Consider the following 25,217-nt stretch of genomic DNA (forward strand, 5'->3'; position numbering starts at 1 on the left):
AAAGGGCGCGGCCCCGTAGGACCGCGCCCATCTGAACCATCCCGCGCCGGCCGAAGCCCGCACGGGGTGCGTGCGCGCGCTTACTCGCCCGCCTCGCGGCGGCGCTCGCCGCGGTGACGGCCGCCCTCGCGGAGCTCGCGGGACTCGCCGTCCCGCTCGCCGCGGCTGGAATCGCGCTCGGCCTTCACCTTCTCGGTGATGTCCTCGCCGGTCTGCTGATCGACGACCTTCATGGACAAGCGGATCTTGCCGCGGTCGTCCTGACCGAGGAACTTCACCTTGACCTTGTCGCCCTCCTTGACGACGTCCTGCACCTTGGCGACCCGCTGGGCGGCGAGTTCCGAGATGTGGACGAGGCCGTCCTTGGCGCCGAAGAAGTTCACGAAGGCACCGAACTCCATGCACTTCACGATCGTGCCGTCGTAGATCACGCCGACCTCCGGCTCCGCCACGATCGAGCGGATCCAGTTGTAGGCCGCCTTGATCGCCTTGCCGTCGGCCGAGGCGATCTTGACGATGCCGGTATCCTCGATGTTGATCTTGGCGCCGGTCTTCTCGACGATCTCGCGGATCACCTTGCCGCCGGTGCCGATCACGTCGCGGATCTTGTCGGTCGGGATCTGCATCGTCTCGATGCGCGGCGCGTACTCACCGAGCTCCGGACGGGCAGCGGTCAACGCCTTGGCCATCTCGGCCAGGATGTGGGCGCGCCCGTCCTTCGCCTGATCGAGGGCGACCCGCATGATCTCCTCGGTGATGCCGGCGATCTTGATGTCCATCTGGAGCGAGGTCACGCCCTCGTCCGTGCCGGCCACCTTGAAGTCCATGTCGCCGAGATGATCCTCGTCGCCCAGGATGTCGGACAGGACCGCGAAGCGCTCACCCTCGAGGATGAGGCCCATGGCGATGCCGGCCACGGGACGGCGCAGGGGCACGCCCGCATCCATCAGCGACAGCGAGCCGCCGCAGACCGAGGCCATCGAGGACGAGCCGTTCGACTCGGTGATCTCCGACACGACGCGGATCGTGTAGGGGAACTCGTGGGCCGGCGGCAGGACCGGGCGGATCGCCCGCCACGCCAGCTTGCCGTGGCCGATCTCGCGACGGCCGGGGGAGCCCATCCGGCCGGTCTCGCCGACGGAATAGGGAGGGAAGTTGTAGTGAAGCAGGAAGCGCTCCTTGTAGGTGCCTTCCAGCGAGTCGATGAACTGCTCGTCCTCACCGGTGCCGAGCGTGGCGACCACGAGGGCCTGGGTCTCGCCGCGGGTGAACAGCGACGAGCCGTGGGCGCGGGGCAGGACGCCGACTTCGGAGACGATCGGGCGGACCGTCTTCAGGTCACGGCCGTCTATGCGCGAGCCGGTGTCGAGCACGTTCCAGCGCACGACCTTCGACTGGGCTTCCTTGAAGGCGGCCTTGACCTTCTCGGCCGGGAACTTCTCGGCACCCTCGGGGCAGAGGGCGGCCATCACCTTCGCCTTCACGGCGTCGACGGCGGCGTAGCGCTCCTGCTTGACGGTCTTGGTGTAGGCGGCGCGCAGCTCCGTTTCGCAGATCTCCAGGACCGCCTTCTCGACGTCGGCGTTCTCGGGGGCTTTGAAGTCGCGCGGCTCCTTGGCGGCCTTCTCGGCCAGGCGGATGATCGCCTCGATCACCGGCTGGAAATGCTTGTGGCCGAACATCACGGCGCCGAGCATCACGTCCTCGGAGAGCTCCTTAGCCTCCGACTCGACCATCAGCACCGCGTCCTGCGTGCCGGCGACGACGAGATCGAGGCTGGATTCCTCCTTGGTCTCGGTGACCAGCGGGTTCAGCCGGTAGCCGCCGTTGATGTAGCCGACGCGGGCGCCGCCGATCGGGCCCATGAACGGGACGCCCGACAGGGTCAGGGCCGCGGAAGCCGCCACCATGGCGACGATGTCGGGATCGTTCTCGAGGTCGTGGGTCAGGACGGTGACGACGACCTGCGTGTCGTTGCGCCAGCCCTCGACGAAGAGCGGACGGATCGGGCGGTCGATCAGGCGGGAGACCAGGGTCTCCTTCTCGGAGGGACGGCCCTCGCGCTTGAAGTAGCCGCCGGGGATGCGGCCGGCCGCGTAGGCGCGCTCCTGGTAGTTCACGGTGAGCGGCATGAAGTCGATGCCGGGCTTCGGCTCCTTCGTGGCGACCACGGTGGCGAGCACCGAGGTCTCGCCGTAGGTGGCGACCACGGCGCCGTCGGCCTGACGGGCGACCTTGCCGGTCTCGAGGACGAGCTTGCGGTCGCCCCACATCAGCTCTTCGCGTTGAACGTCGAACATTCTTGATCTCTTCCTTGCCTGCGACGGGCCTGGCCCGGCGCCGCCCGGGGGCAAGACGGCGCGACACTTCCCGCTGAAGTGTCGTGCGATCCTGCCCCGATGCCGGCGCCTCGAAGCGGCCCGTTTGTCGGGAGGCCGGACCCATTCCGGCAGCCCGCGATGGTGAAACGCGGCCCCGGGCCGGGCCCGGAACCGCGCGAAACGCGCCTTAGCGGCGGATGCCGAGACGCTCGATGAGGGCGCGGTAGCGGGCCTCGTCCTTGCGCTTGACGTAGTCGAGCAGCGAGCGGCGCTGCGAGACCAGCTTCAGGAGGCCGCGGCGGGAATGGTTGTCCTTGCCGTGGGTCTTGAAGTGGCCGGTCAGGTTGGTGATCCGCTCGGTGAGGATCGCCACCTGGACCTCGGGGGACCCGGTGTCCTTGGCGTCCTTGCGGTGTTCCTTGATGAGCGCGGTCTTGCGCTCTGCCGTGATCGACATCGCATGCCTTTCGGGTTGTGCTGGTCGGATGCGGCGCCCCGTTCGGGCGCGCGCGGGCTCGGCGTTCGGCCGGTGCCGGGATGTCGTCCAGCACGGTCACAGCGCCAAGCGGCTCAAGCCCCGCCCGGTAACCCGGGTCGAGGCCGCGCGATCCATACACGAAATCGCCAATTATGCCAGCCCTGGGCGAAGCGGTCGCGACTGGACCGTTCTCGCGGCGACCCGCGTGCCGGCCCCGCCGGGCCGGGGCGGGTCGTGCCAACCCGCGGCCCCCTGGCGCAGCACCCGTCCGGGAACGGGCGTCGGGCTCGCGACGCCCCCGCGGCCCCTGGCCCGGACAGGCGGAACGCTCGTGGAAACGGCCCCGATCCTGCGCAAGGACAGGGCGCGAAGCCGCCGCACTAGGGGCCCCGGATTTTCCAAGGGAACGGTTAACGCGTGCATGGTAGCCGAGCCGGAGCACGAAACGCGGCCCGGCGATGAACGGCACCCTCTCGGATGCGTGCGGCGTCGTGGTGGCGACGCTGCTCGGCATCCCCCTCGTCCTCCTGCCGGGCTACGCCCTGGGCAGGCTGACCGGCATCCTCGGCTTCCGTGCGCTCGCGGCCGGCGACCGCCTGCTGTGCGGGGCGCTCCTCGGGATCGGGCTCCTGCCCGCCCTCGACAGTCTGGTGATCCAGGCAGCGGGCGTCCCGGCTGCGGCATTGGCGAATGGCGCGTTGGGACTCGCCGCGCTGCTTCCGGCCCTGCGAAGCCTGCGGACGTCCCTCAACCGGGCGGTCCTGGCGCTCGCCGCACTCTGGCTCGGCGTCGTGGCCTATGCGCTGATCGACATCGACACCGGCACCGCCCTCTATCAGCCCGTGACGGTCATCGACCTCGTCAAGCACGCGGCCCTCACGCGGGCGATCGTCGCGCATGGGCTTCCGCCCGTGGATCCCTTCTTCGCCCGGCCCGATCGGGCGGGCTACTACTATGAGTTCTATACCCTCACCGCGCTGGTCGACGGGGTCGGAGGGCGCCTCGTCGACGGGCGCACCGCCTTCGCGGGGCTGGCCTTCTGGACCGGTCTCGCGCTCCTCGGCCTGCTGGACCGGCTCCTGGCCGCGACCGGCCTCCTGGGAGACGCCGCGCCCCGGCTCGTCCGCCGCGCGGTGCTGTTGTTGCTGCCGGCGGGCGGCCTCGACATCCTGCTGGTCCTCGCCGATCGGGCCGCGTCCGGGACCTGGCTACCGGTTCCGGAATGGGTGAACGAGCAGGTCCTCAACTGGCCCGCCTCCCTGGTCTGGGTGCCGCACCACGTGGCCGGCGCCCTGGCCGGATGGCTCGGCCTCCTGGCGCTGGCCGAGGTGGCCGACCGCACGCAGCCGAGTCGGCATACGGAAGCCGTGGCGATCGGTGTCGCGGGCCTGGCCTTCGCGGCCTGCGCGGGCCTGTCGGTCTGGGTCTGTCTCGGCACGGCGATCGCCGCGGGGATCTGGCTGGTGCTGCTGGGCCTGGAGCGCCGCTGGCGCGCCGCGGCCCGGTTGGCGGTCGCCGGCCTGCTCAGCGCCGCGCTGGCCGCGCCCTGCCTGCTGAGCATCCTGGCGAACCGGACCGATGGTGGCTCGCCGATCCGATTCGCGATCCGGCGATTCGGGCCCCTCGACGGGCTCGTCGACGAGCCGGCCCTGAGCGCGCTCCGGATCGTCCTGCTGCCGCTGAACTACTACGTGGCGCTGGGCGTCTTCGCCGCCGGGACGCTGCTGTTCTGGCGGCTCGTCCCGCGCCGTGAAGCGCATGCCCGGGAGGCGGGACGGTTGCTCACCCTCTGCGCAGCGGCCAGCCTGCTCCTCGGCGGCTTCCTCCGCTCGGCGATCCTCAACAACGACCTCGGCGCCCGCGTGGTCCTGCTGGCGCAGGTCGCGGCCCTCGTCTGGACCGTCGTGGCCCTGAGCCGCCTGGTCGAGGCGCGGCGACTCCGGTTCCCCGGCCTGCTCGCCACGCTGTTGATCCTCGGATACGCGACGACCCTCTACGGCTTCGTCGGGTTGCGCGCCTATTCCGCCTCCGACCGGCCCGCCTTCGCCCGCTTGGCCGGCCGTCCCGACATCGACCGGGCGCTGCGCGCGGCCTATGCCTGGGCCGGCCTGCACCTGCCCCGGGATCTGGTGCTGCAGCAATCGCCCGTGCCGCGGCGGGTGTTCGATTTCGGCCTCTACGGGCTCCAGCCGACGGGAGTGGCCGACGCAGAGGCGCGGCTGTTCGGCGCCCCGCCCGAGGCCGTGGCGTCCCGGCTCGCCGATGTCGCGCCGATCTTCCGCGACCGCCTGGACGGTCGCGAGGTGCGCCGCCGGGCCGAAACGGCCGGGATCGGCGCCCTGGTCGTCACCGCGCAGGATGCCCCCTGGAGCAGCCAGGATTCCTGGGTCTGGCGGCACCGTGCGGTCTATGCCGATCCGCTCGTCCGGATCCTGCGGGTCGAGGATCTTCATGACTGACGCCGGCTCCAGGCCCCCCGCAGGCCGGCGCGCCGGACAGGTCGTGCGCTGGCTCTGCGCCCAGGCGCTGCTGCAGGCCGGCGCCGTCGCCCTCGGCCTCGGCTGCTTCGTGCTGCTGTTCCAGACGGATCTCTGGTCCGGCGTGACCATCCTGTTCTACCGCGGCCTGATCCTGCTGGGCGTGGCCTTCCTGCTGACCCTGGCGGCGACGGCGGCGCTGGCCGGCCTCGGCCGGGCCTGGGGGCTGCGCCGCCGGGACGCCCTCGGCGCCTGCGTCCTGTCGCTGGCCCTCAACCTAAGCGCCTTCGTGATCCTGCCGGTGACGGTCGACCGCTCGATCAGCGTATTCCTGCTCGCCCAGATGGCGGCCCATCCCGAGGAGCGCTTCACCCCGGAGCGGGCGCGGACGGTGTTCGAGACGGTCTATCTCGGCGCCTTCCGGCAGATGGAGCGGCGCCTGTCCGAGCAGCAGGCCTCGGGCAACGTCGCGCAGACGGCCGACGGCTACGTCATCACCCCCCAGGGCCGCGCCTTCATCCGCTTCTGCGGCCTCGTGGCCCGGGCATTCCGGACCGACACCCGGATGATCGACGCCGCAGCGTCCGCCCCGTCTGCCGCGCGCGATCCGGGAGCGCCCGACGGGTCCGCGGGCGTGGTGCCGCGATAGGCTGGTCCGCCAACGACAGGACTTGGACCGGACCGGATTTGGTCACGCCTCCGGGGAGGCCGGCATCCCGGCATGGACTGTGCCAGATGACCATCCGGGCGAGGGAGAAGGGACGCGATGGCGGATCCCGCGATGACCAGGAATGAGCGCGCGGATGCCGGGGAGGGGCGTGAGCTCGCCCGGAGCCTCACCGCTCCGGGCCTCGTCGCCATCGGCCTCGGCGCCACGATCGGCGCCGGCATCTTCGTGCTGACCGGAACGGCGGCGGCGCAGTATGCGGGTCCCGCGCTCAGCCTCTCCTTCGTGATCGGCGGCATCGCCTGCGGCTTGGTCGGCCTGTGCTACGCCGAATTGGCCGCCATGATCCCGGAGGCGGGATCCACCTACACCTACACCCGCGCCAGCCTCGGCCGCCTCCCGGCCTGGATCATCGGCTGGGACCTCGTCCTCGAATTCGCCGTGGCGGCGGCGACCGTGGCGGTCGGCTGGTCCGGCTACGCGCAATCGCTCGCGGCGGAGTTCGGTCTGCATCTGCCGCCGGCTTTGGCCAGGGCGCCCGGCGATGGCGGGCTCGTCAACCTGCCGGCCGTCGGCATCGTGCTGCTGCTCAGCGCGCTCCTGATGCGCGCGACGAAGCAGGCTTCCCTGGTCAACGGGCTGCTGGTCGCCTGCAAGGTCGCGATCATCCTGGCCTTCGTGGGCGTCGGCGCCGCCCATCTCCGGCCCGAACTCTGGCACCCCTTCGTGCCCGAGAATACCGGCGCCTTCGGCGCCTATGGCTGGAGCGGCGTGTTCCGCGGCGCCGCGGTGGTGTTCTTCGCCTTCGTGGGCTTCGAGACCGTGGCGACGGCCGCGGGCGAGTGCCGGGCGCCGCAGCGCGACGCGCCGGTCGGCCTGATCGGATCGCTCCTGATCACCACGATCCTGTACGTGGCCATGGCGGCCGTCCTCACCGGCCTCGTGCCCTATCGCGATCTGAACGTTGCCGACCCGGTGGCCAAGGCGGTGGACGTGATCGGCCTGTCGGGGTTCTCGACCGTGATCAAGGTCGGCGCCCTGATCGGCCTGACCACCTCGGCGCTGACCGCCCTCTACGGACAGAGCCGGATCTTCTTCGCCATCGCCCGGGACGGACTCCTCCCGGAGATCTTCTGCCGGGTCCATCCGGTCACGCGGGTGCCCGTGACGAGCCAGCTCGTCATCGGCGTGTTCACCGCTGGTGTCGCGGGGCTCGTGCCCATCGACGTGCTCGGCGAGATCGTCAGCATCGGCACGCTCCTGGCGTTCTGCCTCGTCTGCGCCACGGTGCTGATCCTGCGCCGCACCGCCCCGGACCGGGCGCGTCCGTTCCGCGTGCCGGTGGTGACGCTCACGGCGGGGCTCGGGATCCTGTCCTGCGTGACGCTGATGGCCGCCCTTCCGGCCGACACCTGGATCCGCCTCGCGATCTGGCTGGCGATCGGCCTCGCGATCTACGCCGGCTACGGCCGGCGGCACGCCCGGTTCAGCCGATCAGGTTGATCGTGGCCTGCGTGAGCGTTTTGATCGACGACGAGGCGTTGAGGCTGAGCTCGTAGTTCCGGATCACCCGCTGCAGGTCGGCCGATTCCACCGCGATGTTCACGTTCGGCAGGCGGACATAGCCCTGGAGGTCGGCACCGGGATTGGTCGGGTCGTAGCGGCTGCGGAAGCCGGTGGTGTCGCGGACGATCCGGCCGACCGGGTCTCCGGGGGCGTCGGCGACCACGGGGGCGAACACCGCGATCTTGCGCGCATAGGGGGCACCGCCGGGGGTGGTCGGGACCGAATCGGCGTTGGCGAGGTTCTCGGAGATCGCGCGGATCCGCCCGCTCTGCACCTGCCGGCCGGCGGCCAGCGCGCTGGAGGCCGAGTGGAGGGCGCTGGAATCCGGCATGCGCGGGCCCTGTCGACGGCGAGGATCTGACCGAAACCTTGCCGAACAGCCTTAACCCGCGGTTAAGACGCCCGGGCGGAGAGGCTCAGCGCCTCGCGGAGATCCTGCCCATCCGTCAGACGCAGCCCGCGGCGGCGCAGGGAGGCCAGCATCGCGCGGTCCGGGAATGGGCAGTAGGGCAGCACCGGCTCGGTCCGCCCCTCGGGCAGGCTACCGGTCCGGTCGATCGTGTCGAGCAGCCCGTCCAGCATGCCGCGCCCGTGGGCATGCAGCGCCACGGCGGCCCGGGTGGCGGTGGTGCCGGCAGGCAGCGGCACGGCCTCCTGGGCGAGGATCGCCCCGGTATCGATCGCGGCCGCCAGCCGGTGCAGGGTCATGCCGAAGTTGCCGGGGCCCTCGGCGAGGGCGTGGATCGTCGGCACCGGACCACGGTGGCGCGGCAGCAGGCCGGGATGTCCGTTGATGCCGCCGAGCCGCGCCAGCCCGATCGTCTCGGGCTTGAGGATCTGGTCGAAATGGTAGGTGAGGATCAGGTCCGGCGCCGTGTCCCGCAGGGTCCGCGCGACCTCGGGACCGTTGACGTCGTCGACCGTCACGGTCGGGATGCCCATGCGGCGGCACAGGGTCTTGAGCGGTGTCGCCTCCGGCGCATCGCCGCTTCCGGACGCCGCCTGGGTCAGGGGCGCCAGGGGGCGCAGCAGGTCCGGCAGGCCGAAATTGACCGCCAGATACGGCAGGATCCCAGTGCCCGAGCGCGCGAGGTGTCGCCGGATCTGGCCGGTGAGGCCGCCGCTCGAGGGCCGCTCGGCATTGGAGAGGCCCACGAACGCGATGTCGGCCCGGTAATCGGCGACGAGCCGGCGCACCACGCGGGCGTTCGGCAGCGCCTCCAGGACGAACAGCGCGATCCGGGGCCGCGCCATCAGCGCCGCTTCCGGCGCTGGAATCGGAAGGCGTAGAGACCGGCCTTGCGGACGTTCTCCGGCAGGAGCAGCACGGTGCGGGCGAGCGCCGTGAGGATGAAGGGGAAGGCGATCACGTCGCGGTTGGCCGCGATGCCCTTGGCGATGCGCACGGCGGCCGCCTCGGCACTGATCTCGAGGGGGCGCCAGCCCTTCAACTCGCCGCCCATCGGCGTCTTCACGTAGCCGGGCGTGACGACGTTGACCTTCACGCCCCGGGGCGCGACCTTCTGGCGCAGGGCGAGGCCGTGGGCGACGAGCGCCGCCTTGGCGCCGCTATAGGCCGGCGCGTCCTGAAGCGGCGCGTAGGCCGCCAGCGACGACAGCAGCACGATCTGACCGCGCCCGCGCTCCAGCATCCGCGTCAGGGCGGGCAGCATCACGTTGAGCGAGCCGGTGTAGTTGATGTCCGCGGTCTCGAAGGCGACGTCCTCGGCCTCCACCTGGCCCTCTTGATTGCCGCCGTTCACCGCCGCATTGGCGATGACGAGGTCGAGGGGCGCCTCCGTGTCCGACTGCCGCACGAGCGCCACCGTGGCGGCCCGGTCGCGGGTGTCGAGGCGGGCGGTCTCGGCGGTGGCGCCGCTGGCACGGCAGTCGCGGGCGACCGCCTCCAGGCGTTCGGCGTTGCGTCCGACGAGGACGAGGCTCACGCCGGGTTGCGCGTAGTGGCGCGCCAGCGCGGCGCCGATGCCGCTCGACGCGCCGGTGATCAGAATGCGGGGCATGGGGCGGGTTACGCCGCCGCGCATGGAAAGATCAAGGTCGCGAAAGACTCACCGGCGGCGAAAGCCGCATCAAAGGCCGCCGAATGAAGACGGGTCGGCGGCCGGCCGGTCAGTAGACCGGCGCGAGTTCGCCGTCCCGCTCGGCCGCCTCGACGACCGCCCGCGCCGCCGCCAGCATCGAATCGGGCAGGGCCGATTCCATCCGCGGAACCGAGCCGGCCACGGCCCGGTCAATCGCTTCCTTGGAAAAGAAGCCGCCATTGACCTGGGTCCGGTGCAGGACGACGCGGCGGAAATCCGCCATCAAGTCCATTTCCGGCGGCGTCGGGCTCTTCCAGAAGCTGTCGAGATCGCCCTGATGGGTCAGGCCGGCCATGTTGTAGATCGCGGTGCCGACCGCGTGGGTCGGACAGCCCATCTCCAGGGACAGCATCCCCACCGTCGAGTTGACGATGACCACGCCGCGGGCGCTCTTGATCAGGGCCGGGAGGTCGCCGCCGTCGATGAAGTCAAGCCGATCGCTGACGCCGTGGCGGCGGGCCGAAGCGCGGGCGAACTTGCGCCAGTTGATCAGGCCGCTGTCGAGCGGATGCAGCTTCACCAGGAGCCGGGTCGGCGCCGAGGAGCCGTCCGCGAAAGACTTGATCACCCGGTCCATGAAGCCCTCGACGCCGAGGAACGGCGAGTGGACCCGGATCTGGTAGTCGCTGTCGAGCTGGAGCGGCAGCAGGAAGTAGTCGCAGCCGACCGCGCGGTAGATCTCGTCGCAGCGCGCCGCCTCGCGGCGGGTATGGGCGCGGCGGGCGAACTTCTTGACCCAGCCGGCATACTCGGCGGCGATATGGGTCGGCCGGTGGCTGCGGAAATGCGGGAAGAGGTACGGGAACAGGACGTTGGCGAGGTTGTAACCGACGTCCCAGACGCTGCGGCGGGCCATGTCGCCGGTCGAGGGCATCGCTCGGCCGGGCTGCGGCAGGCGCCGCGCCAGAGCCCGGATCTCGGCGGCCGTCCGGGGGAGGGACGAGAAGCCGTTCACGCCGCCGAGTTCGCAGGTGATCCAGTTCGGCCGGATATAGCCTTCCTCGAACACATGCACCCGCAGGCCGCGATACTCGGCGATCATGCGGGCGGCCTTGTGGAACGGCCGGCAATCGCCGAACAGAACGATGTCGGTCACGGTTTCGCGGTCGAGATAGGCCTCGAGATACTCGCCCCAGGCCTCGCGGCGACCGCGGTAATTGTCAGCGTCGCCGCTCCAGAACAGCCAGTCGCCGGGGCAGAGATTGATGCGCCGGACAGTGTGTCCCCGTGCGCGCAGCGCCTTCCCGAGGTCGGAGAAGAACGGCGTCGCGATGCCCTGCAGGAAGAGGAAGGTCGCGGGGCGGTCGCGAGGGACGTCGAGGGCGGGCTGTTGCATTCCGCGGCGCTTCTGTCCTTGACCCAGGGCCGGATGAACCGAACCGACGAGAGACTCTTGAGGTGGCACGGCGCCCGGCGGGCCCGCAATCCGAAGCCATGCCGCGGCATGGCATTTCCGCGCCTGCGTGGCCCGTCTGCAACGGTCGCACGCCTGCGGCTCAGCCTTCGGATTAGGCGGGCAATCGCGGCGACGATATGTCCAAATCCTTTCCAGGACGTGGCGACGGCGACGCGCGCTCAGGTTGTCCCCGCCTTGCACCACATCCCAGGCCGACGAAAATGCGCTACAGGCGGGCCCAGCACCTCACCCGACCGGAGCCGGACGCACCGACCATGCCCCCTGACCCGACCTCGTCGCTCTACGCGACCGGCCGCACGATCCGCCGCCTGCGGGCGGAAATCGAGGCCGCGACGGGCCTCGCCTTCGGGGCGGCGCGTCCGGGCGCGATCGGCGCGGTCTGGGGCGCGGGAAGCTTGGCCGCGCGGATTCTGGCGCTGACGGGCCGGCGCCGCCTCGTGGCCGCCCCCGGGCCGCTCCTGAGTCCGTACGACTCGCCGGAGACCGGCTTCGCATCCCTGCGGATCAGTCTCGACGGGGCGCCGGTCGGCGGGGAGGGGGGCGTCCACTACCTCGACCCCTGGACCCGGCTGCCGATCGACCGCGCGGCCTGCGCCGAGCGGGTGGCATGGCTCGCCGCGCGCTTCGCCGAGAACGACCGGCGGGTGGTCTATGTCGGGATGTCTCGCTGGAAGCGGCCCGCCTTGGACGTCCTCGGCGCCGGGCCCGCCGGCCGGCCGATCCACACCATGACCACCGAGGCCGCGATCGCGGCGGGGCGGCGCCATGACGGCCGCCTCCTCGCCTGGGCGACGCGGGCCCCGGGCCAGCTCGAGGAGGCCTGCGCGCGGGCCGGCCTGCCCCTCGCCCGGGTGGAGGACGGGTTCCTGCGCTCGGTGGGCCTCGGCGCCAGCCTTCAGCCCGGCGCCTCCGTGGTGGTGGACGACCTCGGCATCTACTACGACCCGCGCCGGGAGAGCCGCCTGCAGCGCCTGCTGGCCGAGGCCGACTTCACCCCGGACCTCGTCGCCCGGGCGCGGCGCCTGCGCGAGGAGGTCGTGGCGCGCCGGCTCAGCAAGTACAATGTCGGCCTCGACGCCGCGGCCCTCGACTGGCCCGCCGGACGGCGGATCGTGCTGGTGCCGGGACAGGTGGAGGACGACGCCTCGGTGCGTCACGGTTCGCCGCTGGTCCGCTCGAACCGGGCCTTGCTGGAGGCGGCGCGGCGGCGGAATCCGGACGCGTTCCTGCTCTACAAACCGCATCCCGACGTGGAGGCCGGGTTCCGTCCCGGCATCATCCCGGAGGCGGAGGCCCTGACCCTGGCCGACCGGATCGTCGCGGGCATCAGCATCGTCGACCTCCTCGACCGGGTGCATCACGTCGAGACCATGACGTCATTGGCCGGATTCGAGGCCCTGATCCGCGGACTCAGCGTGGCGACGCACGGCCGGCCGTTCTACTCGGGCTGGGGCCTGTCGGAGGATCTCGCGCCGGGCGCCGATCGCGGCCGCCGGCTGAGCCTCGACGAGTTGGTGGCGGGCGCCATGATCCTCTATTCGCGCTACCTCGACCCCGTGGCGATGAAGCCGTGCAGCCCGGAGCAACTCCTCGACCGCTTGAGCGCGGCCCGGGCGGCGGCGCCGCGCAACGCCCTCTCCCTCGGCCGGACGGCCCATTTGGTGATGCGCGCGCGCTACGGCCTCCTCAATCCCGTGGTCCGGGCCCTGCGCCTCCGGCGCGGCGTCGGCCGCGAGGCCGGAGGCGGCCCGCGCTAGACCGGGGCCGTCGCGCGGAATCCGGTTTCACGAGACTCTGATGTGACACCAAAGCGATAGCGCGCGCTGCTAGAGTCAGACCTCAGCAGCCAGCCCCGGGGCCGGTCCCGATCATTCCGGATCAGGAACGGCTCGCAACTCCTTGCTCCCGCGCGCTGTTTCCCGCCGGACCGGATTCCGGCGGAGAGCAGGCCCGCCCCACGCCGAGTGTCCGAGTCTTGACGACGTTCCTCATCGCCACCGGTCTCGCGCTCGCCGTCTGCCTCGCCCTGGAGGTTTTGGCGGGCGACTCGCTCAGCCGGGCGAGCCTCGCGCCGCGGGATCTCGGCCTTCGGCTGCTCGGCTACCTGCTGATCCTGCTGTTCTGGTTCGCATTCTCCTGGCGCCCCTGGCTCGCCGGGCTGACCTGCGTGATCACGGTGGCGATCCTCATCGTCGTCAGCCGCGCCAAGCGTTCGGTGATCGGCGAGCCGCTGCTGTTCAGCGATTTCGCCCTGCTGCCCCAGGTGCCGCGGCATCCGCAGCTCTACTACATCCCGCCCCTGTGGGATCCGCGCATCGCGGGTCCGGTCCTGCTCACCCTGGCGGTGACCGTGTTGTGGTACCGGACCGAGCCGAGCGTGCTGCCCGCCGCCACGCTGCCGCGCGTCCTGGCCCTGCTCGGCCTGCCGCTCGCGCTCTGGCTGCTGGTCAAGGCCGCGCCGCGCCCGCCGCTCGCAGGGCTGATCGCCCGGTGGTTCCCCCAGCCCGACCTGGAGTCGGACGTGACCCGGGTCGGCCTGCCGGCGAGCCTTCTGGGCTACACCGCCCGGGCGATGGCGGGCGGTGAGCCCGTGCCCGAGGCGCCGGCGCTGCCGCACGGGCCGGGCGACGACGTCGTGGTGGTGATCCAGCTGGAATCCTTCGTCGATCCGGAGCGGCTGGGCGGCGCGAAGCTGCCGGTGATGGACCTGTTCCGCACCCGGGCCGCCCAGTACGGGCGCCTTCGGGTCCCGGCGCACGGTGCCTACACGATGCGCAGCGAGCACGCGGTGCTCACCGGCCGGCCCTCCGACAGCCTCGGCTTCGGCCGGTACGACCCCTACACGTCCCGGAGCGGGGACGAGCCGACGAGCCTCGCCAGGCTCGCCCGCGGACGGGGCTACGGCACGTTGTTCCTGCACCCGTTCCACAGGGACTTCTTCCGCCGGGCACGGGTGATGGAGGCCTTCGGCTTCGCCGACCTCGTGATGGGCGAAGCCTTCACGGACACGCCGCGAGTCGGCCCCTATGTCGGAGACATCGCCCTCGGCGACCGCCTCCTCGCGGAGGTCCGGGCCCGGCAGACGCCGCTGTTCCTGTTCTGCGTGACCATGGAGAACCACGGCCCCTGGAAGCCGGGGCGGCTGCCGGACATCGACGACCCGCAGGCCCAGTATCTCCACCACGTCGCCAATACCGGACAGATGGTGGAGGACATCGTGGCGGGCCTCGACGTCATCGCCCGCGAGCGCCACCAGACCATCACGCTCTGCGTGTTTGGTGACCACGCACCGTCGCTGCCGAGTTGCAAGCCGGGCTTTGGAGGCCGGACCACCGACTACGCCCTGTTCCGCTTCGGCCAACCGCAGGGCGCTCCGGCTCAGGTCGACATCGCCGCCGACGAGCTCGGGCGGGCGCTGCGGGGGATTCTCGCGAGCGCACCGGCGGACATGGCTGCCGGGACATGATAAGGTTAAGCTTGCGCGCCATAAGCGTGGCTGTGCCACGCTGGTGACGCATTGCCCACGGATAGCGCGACCGTCCGCGAGGCGGCCGCCGGTTCGGCGCGGCCGTTAAAGCGATCGCAGCGTTTGGCGGTCAAACTGGATGTCCCGGCCCGGGCCAGCGATGGCGCGGGGTCGGCGAGGAGAAGTCTCTGTGATGCTGCGTAAGACGGCGCGCACCGCCCTGATGGCCGCTCTGGCGGCGGGATCTGCAGGGGGTTGCACCTACCTGCCTGCGGCGGGTCCGACGGCGAGCGCGATCCAGGCGGGGGCGGAGGTGGCCACCGCCGACGGCGGCCTGCTCGCCCGCTACGAGATCATCGACGTCACGCCCTCGGTGGTCGAGGCCCTGCGCGGCCGGCCGCTGGACAGCCTGCTCGCCTCCTTCGGCGACCACCGTCCCTCCTCGGAGCCGGTGATCGGCGTCGGCGACATGGTCTCGGTCTCGATCTGGGAAGCCGGGTCGGGCGGCCTGTTCTCCGGGCCGCTGGTGGCCGACCGCTTCTCGGCGGGCTCCAAGTCCGCCCTCATCCCCGAGCAGCCCGTCGGGCGCGACGGCGCCATCTCGGTGCCCTATGCCGGCCGCATCAAGGTCGCCGGCCGCCGCACCCAGGACGTCCAGGCGCTCATCGAGAACGAACTCGCCGGCAAGGCCATCCAGCCGCAGGTGCTGGTCTCGGTCACCCGGCCGATCAGCCAGGCGGTGACCGTCACCGGCGAGGGCGCCGCCGGCGCCCGCCTGCCGCTCTCGGGCCACGGCGACCGCATCCTCGACGTCATCGCCGCCGCCGGCGGCAACCGCGCGCCGGTCAACGAGACCTTCGTGCGGCTCTCGCGCGGCCCGGTGACCGCGACCGTGCCGCTGACCACGGTGGTGTCGAACCCCAAGGAGAACATCTACCTGCGGCCCAACGACGTGCTCACCCTGGTGCGCGACCCGCAGACCTTCATCGCGGTGGGCGCGCTGGGCAACAGCACCGAGCTGCCGTTCCAGGCCGACGGCATCACCCTGGCCCAGGCGCTGGCGAAGGCGCGCGGCCTGTCGGACTTCGCCGCCGACCCGGCCGGGACGTTCATCTTCCGGTTCGAGCCGGCCAGCGTCGTGCGGCGCCTCAGCCCCAGCTCGCGGCTGCTCGGCACGCCGCTGGTGCCGGTGGTCTACCGGATCGACATGCGCGATCCCAACAGCCTGTTCGTCTCCCAGGCGTTCCGCATGCGCAACCGCGATCTGATCTACGTGTCGAACGCGCCGTTCACCGAGGTCCAGAAGGTGCTCACCGCCTTCAGCGGCGTCACCGGACCAGTCTCCTCCGCCGCCTTGGCCTACTCCTACGCCAAGTAGGGAGCGGCCCGCATAGGGGACGATCGGGATCGCGGCGCCGCCTGTGCGCGCGATCCCGGATCCCGGCCCTTCCTTATCGAGCCTGCGGACACCCTGGGTTCAAAGCGAAACGGGGCGCGGATGTCATCCGCGCCCCGTTTCCCGTCATAACGCTCGTCGTGGATCCGGGGCCCACGGCCCCGGACGGGCTCAGACCCGCTTGGCCAGCAGCTGCTCGATCAGCGAGCCGCCCTTGTCGATGGCCGCCAGTTCCTCGGCCACCGCGTTCACGGTGTCGCGGATCTGGTCGGGGGTGTGCTCGGAGGTCAGGAAGAAACGCAGGCGCGATGCCCGCTCCGGCACCGCCGGGTGGATGATCGGCTGGACGTTGATGCCCCGGCGGAACAGCCGGTCCGACAGGGTGACGGCTTTCAGCGAGTCACCGACGATGATCGGCACGACCGCGAGGCCCAGGCTGAAGCCGGTATCGAGGCCCAGCTTCTTGGCGGTCGCCAGGAACAGGGTGCCGTTCTGGCGCAGGCGCTCGACCCGCTCCGGCTCGGCATGCATCACCGCGAGGGCCACCTCGGCAGCGGCGGCGAGCGGCGGCGACATGCCGACGCTGTACACAAATCCGCCCGCCGTGTGCTTGAGGTACTCGATCAGGGCAATCGGCCCGCAGATGTAGCCGCCGCAGGTGGACAGGGTCTTCGACAGCGTGCCCATCCAGATGTCGACCTCCTTCGGGTCGACACCGCAATGTTCGAACAGGCCCGCGCCGGTGCGGCCGGTGACGCCGAGACCATGGGCCTCGTCGACCATCAGCCAGGCGTCGTAGCGCTTCTTGAGGGCCACGAGCCCGGCGAGGTCCGGCGCATCGCCGTCCATACTGTAGAGGCCCTCGACCACGATCAGCGCCCGGCGGTGCTCGTGGCGGGTCGACTGGAGCAGAGTCTCCAGGGCATCGAGGTCGTTATGCGCGAAGGAGCGTCGCTGCGCCCCCGAGAGTTGCGCGCCCGTGACGATGCTGTTGTGGGAGAGGGCGTCGTGGAAGATGACGTCGCCGGATTCCAGCAGGGCGCCGATCGTCGTGACGTTGGTGGCGTGCCCGCTCACCATCACGACGCAGCCCTCGGACTGATAGTGCTTGGCCAAAGCCTGTTCGAGGCTGATATGGCCCGGCCGCTCCCCCGCCACGACACGGCTCGCCGACGAGGAGGTGCCGTAGGCATCGATCGCCTCGCGGGCGGCGTTGCTCACCCGCGGATGGCCGTTCAGGCCGAGATAGTCATACGACGAGAAGTTGGTGAAGGCCTTCTGGTCGATCCGGGTGGTTGCTCCGGCCTTGGCGTCGTGGACGCGGAAGAACGGGTTGCCCAGGCCGATCAGCTCCGCCGCCTGCCGCTGAAGCTTCAGCTCCCGGTAGCCCGGCAGGTTCTCGAAGTTCTGCGCCGCCGACTTCCCGGCCGGCGAGGCCGCTTTGACGGGGGCCGGGCGCGGCGTGGCGCGCCCGAGCCGGTTGGTCACGAAGCCGGCGAGCGCCGCCCGCCCGCCGTCCGGCCGTGCCGTGTCGGTCATGAGTTGGTCTCTTTGATCCCGCTGGACGTCTGCTCGATGAGTTCCTTGAGAGGCGCGATCATCTGCGCATCCACCTCACCGCCGACATGCTTCGCCACGAGGCTCATCGCGACGCCGGCGGTCTCATCCATGGGCGCGGAAACCGCCTGAATTAAGGACTCCGACAGTTCGGTGACGGTCATGCCCGAGGACAGGCCCGCGGGCGGCGCGTCGAGGGCGAAGCGCTCCTGCAGGCTGGCGCCGAGTTCGACGCCCATCAGCGAGTCGAGGCCGATCTCCGAAAGCTGGCGGACGCGGCTGATGTCGTCCTTCGGCAGGCGCAGGATCCGGGCGATGTCCTCGACGATCGCATCCGACACGGTCTTGCGGACCGCGTCGAGGTCGCCCCCCTTGAGGAGCGCCCCGATGTTGATCGCCTGGACGCCGCCGGCCTCGACCTGCTGGTCCGACCCGAGTTCCGCGTAGCTCGGCGAGCGCATGGTGGCGAGCCGCTCGCGCGCCTTGCCCCAATGCATCGCCGCGATGGCGATCACCGCCTCGTCGGGGGACGTCCCCTGGCATTCCAGCGCCTCGGCCATCAGGTCGAGGCAGCGGCGGGCCTCCATCGGCGTGACGCCGACGCGACCGGCCAGACCTTCCATGACCGCCCTGTTGCGGGCGAGCATGCCGACATCACCGATGGCCCCCCAGGCCACCGCCAGGGCGGGCAGACCGCGGCGGCGGCGCTGGCGCGCCAAGCCCTCCATGAAGCCGTTGGCGGCCACGTAGGAGCCCTGACCGGGATTGCCGATGAAGGTCGTCGCCGAGGAGAACAGGACGAAGTAGTCGAGGCTCCGGTCACGGGTCGCGGCGTCCAGGTGCTGGGCGCCGATCACCTTCGGGCCGATCACCGCGTCGAGCGCAGCCGCGTCGATGTTGGAGATCAGGCCGTCCTGGAGCACCGCCGCGGCGTGGAGCACGCCCGCGAGCTTCTTGCCCTTCTGCTCGATCTCGGCGAGCAGACGGTCCACCGAGGCGCGGCTGGTGATGTCGACGGCCTTCGCCTCGACGGTCACACCCTGGGCCGACAGCTCGGCGACGATCGCCTTGGCCTCATCGGTGGCCGCCCCCTTGCGGCCGGCCAGCACGAGGTGCTTGGCACCCCGGTCGATCAGCCACCGCGCCGCCTCGAGGCCGAAGCCGCCGAGGCCGCCGGTCAGCAGGTGGACGCCCGTCTCCGAGACCGTGAACGGCTTCGCCGTATCCTTCATGATCGTGCCGGCCTTGGGCGGGCTGATCACGATCTTCCCGATGTGACCCGACTGCTGCATCAGCCGGAACGCGTCCGAGGTCTCGGCCGCCGTGAAGGGCTGGTACGGCAGGGGCTTCAGGCCACCGTCGTTGAACAGCGCCATCACCTCGCGGAACATCCGCGCGCCGTCGTCGCCCTGGTGCTGGATCACCTGATCGAGGTCGACGCCGAAGTAGCTGAGGTTCCGCCGGAACGGGCGCAGGCCGATATGGGTGTTGGCGACGTAGTCGCGCTTGCCCAGCTCGACGAAGCGGCCGAAGGGCCGCAGCGCGTTGAGCGAACGCTCCATCGCCTCGCCGAACAGGCTGTTCAGCACGATGTCGACGCCGTCGCCGGTGATCGCCCGGACCTCGTCCACGAAGGCGAGCGAGCGGGAATCGAGCACATGCTCGGCGCCCAGCGCCTTCACGAGGGCCCGCTTCTCGCGGGAGCCGGCGGTGGCGATGACCCGCGCACCCTTCAGCTTGGCGATCTGCAGGGCCGCGAGGCCGACGCCACCCGCGCCGCCGTGGACCAGCACCCACTCGCCGCGCCGCATCCGGGCGCAGGAAACGAGGCCGTAATAGGCGGTGAGGAAGGCCACCGGCACGGTGGCGGCCGCCATCGGGTCGAGGCCCTGCGGCATCGGCGCGACGACGAGGTCGGGCACCACGATATGCGTGGCGAAGCCCGACTGGGCGAAGGCGACGACCGGATCGCCGACCTTGAAGCCCTTCACGCCCGGGCCGACGGCCGTGACGCGGCCGGCGCATTCGAGGCCGAGGCGCGGGCCGGCGAAGCCGTCCTCCAGGATTTCCTCGGGGAGCATCGAGAGCGCCCAGAGCACGTCGCGGAAGTTGAGGCCGGTGGCCTCGACCGCGATCTCCATCTCGCCCTTGCCGGGGGCGCGGCGCTCGGCCGGACCCCAGACCATCTCGCTGAGGCCGCCGGTGTTGCTGCGCTCCAGCCGCGCGGCCTCGGCCGGGACGGTATCGGCCGGATCCCGGTGCTGCGGCCGGCCGGCATGGAAGCGCACGACCTGGGTCCGCTCGTCGTCCAGCACGATCTCGGTCTCCGGCGTGCCGGAGAGGATCAGGTCGCGCAGACGCTCCGAGGCGCGCTTCGACGACATCTCGGGGGAGAGGTCGATGCGGCGGACGTCGAGGTTCGGGGCCTCGTTGGCGAGGGTGCGGGAGAAGGCCCACACGCCGGCCTCGATGTTGGTGGTCTGGCCGCCGCGGTCGCGGGTGGCCCCCGGCGCCACGACCCACAGCCGGGTCTGGCGGGCGCCGAGATGCTCCGTGCAGCGCTTCAGGCTGAGGCAGCGGTCGCGCAGCCGCTCGGCCGCCTCGCCGCCTCGGGTGAAGGCGCCGGCCAGGAACACCACCGTGTCGGGGGTCTCCTTCTCCAGCTCCATCAGGGAGGTCTCGGAGTCGAGGATGATCGAGACATGCACGCCGCCCGCGACCAGCAGCGTCGCCAGGGACGAGGCGGTCTCGGCCGCGAACTCGTCGTCGGAGCCGATGATGAAGGCGAAGCTCTGTGCCGGAGCCGGGCCCGGACGCACCGGCGCCTCGGCCGTCAGCAGGAGGTCATCGCCGTTGGCGGAGGCCGCCCGCTCGACCTCCACCTTGACGAGGCCGTGGGCGCTCAGCGTGCGCTGCCAGCCCTCGATGTCCTCGAGCCGGCCCACAGGCATGCCGCCCACGGCCTCCTCGAACCAGCCGGCCGTGAGACCGAACACGAGGTCGCGGAACAGGGACGCTCCCGGCTCGACCGCCACCAGCAGGCCGCCGGTGGCGAGCGCTCCGGCGAGCTGGCCCGGAAGGGACCGGTCGCCCCGGTGGAGGCTGCCGGCTGCCAGGATCAGGTCGAAGCTGCCGGGAGCGAGCTCCTCGGCGGTCTCGACCACGGCGGCGGCGCGTCCCAGGGACAGGCGGGCGCGCTCGGCGAGCCGGCGATCGGTCTCGAAGACGGTGAGCCGGGCCTCGGCGGCGGCCGCGAAGGTCGCGGTTTGCGCCGAGAGCGGGCCGAAGCCGACCTGGAGGACCCGCAGCGCCCGCTCCTTCGGGAGCTGGGCTCGGCTCCGTTCGATCAGGCTGGCGACCACGTCGGCGCCGTGGCGCGCGGTGGCCGAGCGCAGCACGAAGGCGTCGATCGCCCCCTGCGGCAGGGCGGGCGCGTCGGTCAGCTTCCCGGCGAGCAGCCGGTCGACCAGGGCGCCGACATCGGCGATCAGCACCAGTTCGGCCGAGAGATCCGGATGGTCACCGGCGATCCAGCGCATGATCTCGTCGGGCGCCGGCAACGCGGAGCCGTCGCCCAGCGTCCAGTTCTGGCCCGCACGCTCGGCGAGGCCGCTGCTTTCCAGGGCGTAGAGGGCGTTCAGCAGCCAGGGGCGCAAGGCCTCGGGCACGCGGCTGTCGGTGACAGAGACGGTCGCACCCTGGGCCAGACCGGAGGCGAGGCGGTAGGCGAGCGAGGTCGCCCAGCCTTCCAGCAGGAGGTGCCCCGGAGACAGGGCGGCGTCGGCCGGCCCCTTCGCCTCGGCGGCCAGCGGGCGCAGCCGCGCGGCCACGCTCGGACGGCGTTCCATGGGAATCGCGGTCGGCTCGGTGGCGAGTTCCGGCACCTGTGAGATCGCGAAGGCCGCGAGGTCACCGCCGCTCTTGGCGCGCAGGGCCTGGAATCGGCCCTCGCGGATCGTGGCGACCACCGCCCCCTCGGCATCGAGGAGGGTGAAATCCGCCAGGATCGAACGCTCGTTGCAGCGGCGTGTCCGGATGATCGAACGGGCGATCACCGCGCCGGGGCGCAGCAGTCGTACCTCTCCGAAGCGGACCGGGATGTAGGCCTTGCCGCCATTCTCGCCGAGGAGATCGGCGAAGAGCAGGATCAACCCGTGAAAACAGGCATCGAGCCGGTTCGGCACCAGGGCGTAGCGGCTGTCGGGCTCGGCCGGCAGCAGGTCGGACACGATGGTGGCGTCGTCCAGCCGGGCGCTCATCGCCACCTGCTGGAAGCTCGGGCCGAAGGCCAGACCCGAGGCGAGGGCCTTGGCGTAGAGCGCGTCGCCGGTGAGCACGTGCTCGCCGGCGGTCTCGAAGCTGAAGCCGTTCAGATCGGGGGCCTTCGGCGACGAGAAGGTGCCCTCGACGATCTTCGCCTGGGCGTGGAGCTGCCAGGGCGTCTGCGTCAGGCGCGGACGGCTCAGCACCTGGATGCCGTTGCCGGAGCCCGAGAGGCGCACCGCGACCTCGCGCAGGGCCTCCTCGGCGAACACCATCGGCGCCACGATCTCGAAATCAGCCAGCACGACCTCGTCGTCGCGCAGGGCCTCGCGAACGCAGGCCAGCGCCATCTCGACGAAGCCGGCGCCGGGCATGATCACCTGGCCGTCGACCTTGTGGTCCTCCAGCTCCGGCACGGTGACCGGATCGACGAAACCGTTCCATTCCAGTCCGTCGAAGGTCGTGCGCGACCCGATCAGCGGATGGTAGGGGCGAGGGCTCATCGCGCCGACGCCTTCGGTGGTGTCGGCGAGACGGAACGGCCGGCGCTGCCACGGATAGGTCGGCAGGCGGACATCGCCCTTGGGCGCGTCGCCGAACAGCAGGGTCTCGTCGACCTGCGCGCCCTGGACCAGCGCGGCGCTGACCGCCTTGGCGATCGGATCGCCACCGGAGGCCTTGCGGTGCATCACGCCGACCGTGGCGGTCTCGATGCCCAGCGGCTCGACCGCGTCGCCGACATGGGACATGAGGGTCGCGCGCGGGCCGACTTCGACGAAGACGCGGGCGCCGCGGCGGGTCGCGTCCTGCACGGCTTCGCAGAAGCGCACCGGCTCGCGGATGTTGCGCCACCAGTAGCCGGCGCCGAAATGGCTGCCGTCCAGCACGCTGCCGGTGACGGTGGAGACCATCGCGGTGGTGCCGGCCTTGGCCTTCAGCCCGGCGAGATCGCGCAGGAGCGGCTTCTCGGTCGGGTCCATCAGCCGGCCATGGAAGGCGTAGGCGAGGTCGAGCTTGCGGCCGCGGCGGCGCTTGCGCGACAGCGCCTTGAGGGCGGCGTCGATATCGGCCACCGGCCCGGCGACCGTGACGGCCTTCGGGCTGTTGTAGGCGGCGATGTCGAGGGACGGGTAGTCCTTCAGGAAGGCCTCGACCTCCTCGGACGGCATCAGCAGCACCGCCATGGTGCCCTGGCCGTGCGTCGTCTCCTGATGGTGGCTGCGGTAGTAGATGACCCGGACCGCGTCCTCCAGGCTCAGGATGCCGGCGGCCTCGGCGGCCGCGATCTCGCCCACGCTGTGGCCGAGGACATAGGACGGGATCAGACCCTTGGCCTTGAGGGCGGCCGTGGAGGCGCTCTCGATGGCGAAGATCAGCGGCTGCGAGACGCTGGTGAGCACGAGGCGCTCGTCCAGGTCGTCGGCGTAGAGGGCGTCCTTGAGCGACCAGTCGGAGTAGCCCTGGAACAGGGTGTCGATCCGGTCGAAGGCGGCGCGGAAGGCGGGGTTCTCCTCGTAGGCCTCGCGGCCCATGCCGGCCCACTGGCTGCCGTTGCCGGAATAGACGAAGGCCACCTCGGCGACGCGGTCGACGGCGGTGCCGGTGAAGGCGTCCTGCGTGTCCTCGCCCTCGCCGACGGCGCGCAGGGCGGCAACCACGTCGGCCTTGCCGTCGAGGGCGATGGCGAGGCGGGCCGACATGCGCTCGCGGCGGTGGGCGACGGCGGCCGCGATGGTCGGAACCTGGGCGGGCTCGGCCTCCAGGCGCTCGGCGTAATCGAGGGCCAACTCGTTCAGTGCGGCCCGGCTCTGGGCCGAGAGCAGCAGCACCTGGGCTTCCGGCGCCGGGGCCGACTCGGCGGCCCTGGACCAGGCCGGGGCGTCGGTGATGACGACATGGGCGTTGGTGCCGCCGAACCCGAAGGAGTTCACGCCCGCGAAACGCTCGCGCGCGCCGCGGGTGATCGGCAGGGCCTTCCGCACCACGTGCAGGTTGAGGTCGTCGAAGGGGATCTCGGGATTCAGCTCAGCCGCATGCAGCGACGGCGGCACGAGGTCGTGCTCCAGCGCCAGCGTCGCCTTCATCAGGCCGGCAAGGCCCGAGACAGGCTCGGTGTGGCCGATATTGGTCTTGATCGAGCCGATCGGCAGCGGCGCCTGCCGGCCGCGGCCGAGCTTCGAGCCGATGGCCGAGGCCTCGATCGGATCGCCCACCGGCGTGCCGGTGCCGTGCGCCTCCATGAAGGCGAGGTCGTCGAGACCGATCTCGGCCTCGCGGTAGACCTTCTCCAAGAGGGCGCCCTGGGCGTAGCCCGAGGGCAGCGAGATGCCGGTGGTGCGCCCGTCGGAATTGATGCCCGAGGCCGCCACCACGGCGCGGACCGTGGCGCCGTTGCGCCGCGCGGCCTCGGCCGATTGCAACACGAACACCACGCCGCCCTCCGAGCGCACGTAGCCGTCGGCGTTCTTCGAGAACGCCTGGCACAGGCCGGTGCGCGAGAGCATCTGCGCGGTGGAGAAGCAGATGAAGTTGAACGGGCTCGCCAGCACGTTGACGCCCGCGACGACGGCGGTGTCCACCCGGCCCGACCGGATCGCCTGGACGGCGTTGTCGAAGGCGACGAGGGAGGACGAGCAGGCCGTGTCGACCGTGAAGCTCGGGCCCTTCAGGTCGAAGATGTAGGAGATGCGGTTCGAGATGATCGAGAGCGTGTTGCCGGTGGCCGCATAGGCGTCGCCCGACGGCGCGTCGAGGATGCGCAGGTTGCCGTAATCGAGCGACGAGGCGCCGACGAACACGCCGATATTGCTGCCGGCCACGCTGGACGGGCGCAGGCCCGCATCCTCCAGAGCCTCCCAGGTCAGTTCCAGCAGCATCCGCTGCTGCGGATCCATCTGCTCCGCCTCGCGGGGCGAGATGCCGAACACCGCAGGGTCGAACGACCACACGTCGTCGATGACACCGGCGGCCCAGGTGTAGCTCTTGCCGCGCTCATGGGCGCGCGGGTGCGCGAACCGCTCCAGGGAGAACCGGTCGGCCGGCACCTTGCTGACGGCGCAGCGCCCCTCGGACAGGAGTGACCACAGCCCGTCGACGCTGGGGGCTCCGGGCAGTCGGCATGCGCGTCCGACGATCGCAATGTCTGTACGTTGTGTCACGTTCGGTTCGCACACGCTCGTTATCGGAAGTCGGCTCGGCTCTCGACGAGTGAGTACCCTCTCACCCCTTACTGTGGCACCATTGCGGTGTCCAACCAGCCCCAACGCGAGGTCATCCCTCTGCGGCGAAATTGCCAGAGGCTGTGACATGTATTCATCAGCGGCTTATCCAATCCCTGCGCCCAAAACGCCAAGATTGAACCGCTGGACCGCCTGTCGAGACGCGAACTCGACCACGAGAAAGCCACAGTTGCCCCTCGGGGGCGGCAGCCCGTCTAGCGGCATCGGGCCCGATTCCGGAAGAAATCTTCGCGCGCCGGCGCAGATCCCGCACAGGAATTCAGGCCCG

14 protein-coding genes are annotated in these 25,217 nt (G+C 71.2%); 6 read left to right on the top strand and 8 right to left on the bottom strand.

Annotated features, from left to right (window positions below; all coding sequences use genetic code 11):
- Window positions 1–80 precede the first annotated feature (80 nt).
- Both pnp and rpsO read right to left on the bottom strand, forming a co-directional pair.
- On the bottom strand, window positions 81–2,300 hold the full coding sequence (gene pnp / locus MCBMB27_RS02310) for a polyribonucleotide nucleotidyltransferase (RefSeq protein ID WP_075379772.1): 2,220 nt from the start codon (window positions 2,298–2,300) through the stop codon (window positions 81–83).
- Between the two features lie 208 nt (window positions 2,301–2,508).
- Window positions 2,509–2,778 carry a 30S ribosomal protein S15 gene (rpsO, locus tag MCBMB27_RS02315; protein ID WP_012317943.1) on the bottom strand — a complete coding sequence of 90 codons (270 nt, stop codon included), beginning with the start codon at window positions 2,776–2,778 and terminating at the stop codon, window positions 2,509–2,511.
- A 479-nt stretch (window positions 2,779–3,257) separates the two neighbouring features.
- Here rpsO and MCBMB27_RS02320 point away from each other — a divergent pair, with 479 nt between their 5' ends.
- The 3 genes from MCBMB27_RS02320 (at window position 3,258) to MCBMB27_RS02330 (ending at window position 7,446) form a co-directional block, all read left to right on the top strand.
- Window positions 3,258–5,258, top strand: coding sequence for a hypothetical protein (locus tag MCBMB27_RS02320; RefSeq protein WP_075379773.1), 2,001 nt, complete (start codon window positions 3,258–3,260; stop codon window positions 5,256–5,258).
- The gene (locus MCBMB27_RS02325; protein WP_075379774.1) at window positions 5,251–5,925 is read left to right on the top strand and encodes a hypothetical protein; all 675 of its coding nucleotides are present in this window, start codon (window positions 5,251–5,253) and stop codon (window positions 5,923–5,925) included. The genes MCBMB27_RS02320 and MCBMB27_RS02325 overlap by 8 nt, the downstream gene beginning before the upstream one ends.
- A gap of 132 nt (window positions 5,926–6,057) precedes the next feature.
- Window positions 6,058–7,446: an amino acid permease gene (locus MCBMB27_RS02330; RefSeq protein WP_418287723.1), complete on the top strand. Its 1,389-nt coding sequence runs from the start codon at window positions 6,058–6,060 to the stop codon at window positions 7,444–7,446.
- On the opposite strand, the gene MCBMB27_RS02335 is transcribed toward MCBMB27_RS02330, so the two are convergent.
- The 4 genes from MCBMB27_RS02335 to MCBMB27_RS02350 all read right to left on the bottom strand — a co-directional run bounded on the left by MCBMB27_RS02335 (window position 7,430) and on the right by MCBMB27_RS02350 (window position 10,947).
- The gene (locus MCBMB27_RS02335) at window positions 7,430–7,840 is read right to left on the bottom strand and encodes a flagellar basal body rod protein FlgC (protein ID WP_043348870.1); all 411 of its coding nucleotides are present in this window, start codon (window positions 7,838–7,840) and stop codon (window positions 7,430–7,432) included. The genes MCBMB27_RS02330 and MCBMB27_RS02335 overlap by 17 nt on opposite strands.
- A 62-nt stretch (window positions 7,841–7,902) precedes the next feature.
- A complete protein-coding gene (locus MCBMB27_RS02340; RefSeq protein ID WP_075379776.1) occupies window positions 7,903–8,763 on the bottom strand; it encodes a formyl transferase in 861 nt (286 codons plus the stop codon).
- Window positions 8,763–9,530: an SDR family NAD(P)-dependent oxidoreductase gene (locus MCBMB27_RS02345; protein ID WP_043348866.1), complete on the bottom strand. Its 768-nt coding sequence runs from the start codon at window positions 9,528–9,530 to the stop codon at window positions 8,763–8,765. Before MCBMB27_RS02345 ends, MCBMB27_RS02340 begins: the two co-directional genes overlap by 1 nt.
- A gap of 109 nt (window positions 9,531–9,639) precedes the next feature.
- Entirely contained in the window at window positions 9,640–10,947 is a 1,308-nt protein-coding gene (locus tag MCBMB27_RS02350; RefSeq protein ID WP_043348864.1) for a capsule biosynthesis protein, read from the bottom strand.
- Window positions 10,948–11,282: 335 nt separating this feature from the next.
- Here MCBMB27_RS02350 and MCBMB27_RS02355 point away from each other — a divergent pair, with 335 nt between their 5' ends.
- The 3 genes from MCBMB27_RS02355 (at window position 11,283) to MCBMB27_RS02365 (ending at window position 15,872) form a co-directional block, all read left to right on the top strand.
- Window positions 11,283–12,785 carry a capsular polysaccharide export protein, LipB/KpsS family gene (locus tag MCBMB27_RS02355; RefSeq protein ID WP_075381850.1) on the top strand — a complete coding sequence of 501 codons (1,503 nt, stop codon included), beginning with the start codon at window positions 11,283–11,285 and terminating at the stop codon, window positions 12,783–12,785.
- A gap of 218 nt (window positions 12,786–13,003) precedes the next feature.
- Window positions 13,004–14,494 (top strand): LTA synthase family protein, encoded by a 1,491-nt coding sequence (locus MCBMB27_RS02360; protein ID WP_075379777.1) that lies wholly within the window; start codon window positions 13,004–13,006, stop codon window positions 14,492–14,494.
- A 193-nt stretch (window positions 14,495–14,687) separates the two neighbouring features.
- Entirely contained in the window at window positions 14,688–15,872 is a 1,185-nt protein-coding gene (locus tag MCBMB27_RS02365; protein ID WP_083683321.1) for a polysaccharide biosynthesis/export family protein, read from the top strand.
- A 189-nt stretch (window positions 15,873–16,061) separates the two neighbouring features.
- On the opposite strand, the gene MCBMB27_RS02370 is transcribed toward MCBMB27_RS02365, so the two are convergent.
- Both MCBMB27_RS02370 and MCBMB27_RS02375 read right to left on the bottom strand, forming a co-directional pair.
- On the bottom strand, window positions 16,062–17,429 hold the full coding sequence (locus MCBMB27_RS02370; protein ID WP_043351049.1) for an aminotransferase class I/II-fold pyridoxal phosphate-dependent enzyme: 1,368 nt from the start codon (window positions 17,427–17,429) through the stop codon (window positions 16,062–16,064).
- Window positions 17,426–24,868, bottom strand: coding sequence for a type I polyketide synthase (locus MCBMB27_RS02375; RefSeq protein WP_170861887.1), 7,443 nt, complete (start codon window positions 24,866–24,868; stop codon window positions 17,426–17,428). The genes MCBMB27_RS02370 and MCBMB27_RS02375 overlap by 4 nt, the downstream gene beginning before the upstream one ends.
- Window positions 24,869–25,217 lie beyond the last annotated feature (349 nt).

This window comes from Methylobacterium phyllosphaerae, from assembly GCF_001936175.1.
Lineage (GTDB): Bacteria > Pseudomonadota > Alphaproteobacteria > Rhizobiales > Beijerinckiaceae > Methylobacterium > Methylobacterium fujisawaense.

Excerpts from the sequence above, each read along its gene's own strand:
- rpsO (WP_012317943.1), bottom strand. The coding sequence starts at position 2,778 with ATGTCGATCACGGCAGAGCGCAAGACCGCGCTCATCAAGGAACACCGC.
- MCBMB27_RS02345 (WP_043348866.1), bottom strand. The coding sequence starts at position 9,530 with ATGCCCCGCATTCTGATCACCGGCGCGTCGAGCGGCATCGGCGCCGCG.
- MCBMB27_RS02370 (WP_043351049.1), bottom strand. The coding sequence starts at position 17,429 with ATGACCGACACGGCACGGCCGGACGGCGGGCGGGCGGCGCTCGCCGGC.
- MCBMB27_RS02365 (WP_083683321.1), top strand. The coding sequence starts at position 14,688 with ATGCTGCGTAAGACGGCGCGCACCGCCCTGATGGCCGCTCTGGCGGCG.
- MCBMB27_RS02335 (WP_043348870.1), bottom strand. The coding sequence starts at position 7,840 with ATGCCGGATTCCAGCGCCCTCCACTCGGCCTCCAGCGCGCTGGCCGCC.
- pnp (WP_075379772.1), bottom strand. The coding sequence starts at position 2,300 with ATGTTCGACGTTCAACGCGAAGAGCTGATGTGGGGCGACCGCAAGCTC.
- MCBMB27_RS02340 (WP_075379776.1), bottom strand. The coding sequence starts at position 8,763 with ATGGCGCGGCCCCGGATCGCGCTGTTCGTCCTGGAGGCGCTGCCGAAC.
- MCBMB27_RS02330 (WP_418287723.1), top strand. The coding sequence starts at position 6,058 with ATGACCAGGAATGAGCGCGCGGATGCCGGGGAGGGGCGTGAGCTCGCC.
- MCBMB27_RS02355 (WP_075381850.1), top strand. The coding sequence starts at position 11,283 with ATGCCCCCTGACCCGACCTCGTCGCTCTACGCGACCGGCCGCACGATC.
- MCBMB27_RS02320 (WP_075379773.1), top strand. The coding sequence starts at position 3,258 with ATGAACGGCACCCTCTCGGATGCGTGCGGCGTCGTGGTGGCGACGCTG.
- MCBMB27_RS02325 (WP_075379774.1), top strand. The coding sequence starts at position 5,251 with ATGACTGACGCCGGCTCCAGGCCCCCCGCAGGCCGGCGCGCCGGACAG.
- MCBMB27_RS02350 (WP_043348864.1), bottom strand. The coding sequence starts at position 10,947 with ATGCAACAGCCCGCCCTCGACGTCCCTCGCGACCGCCCCGCGACCTTC.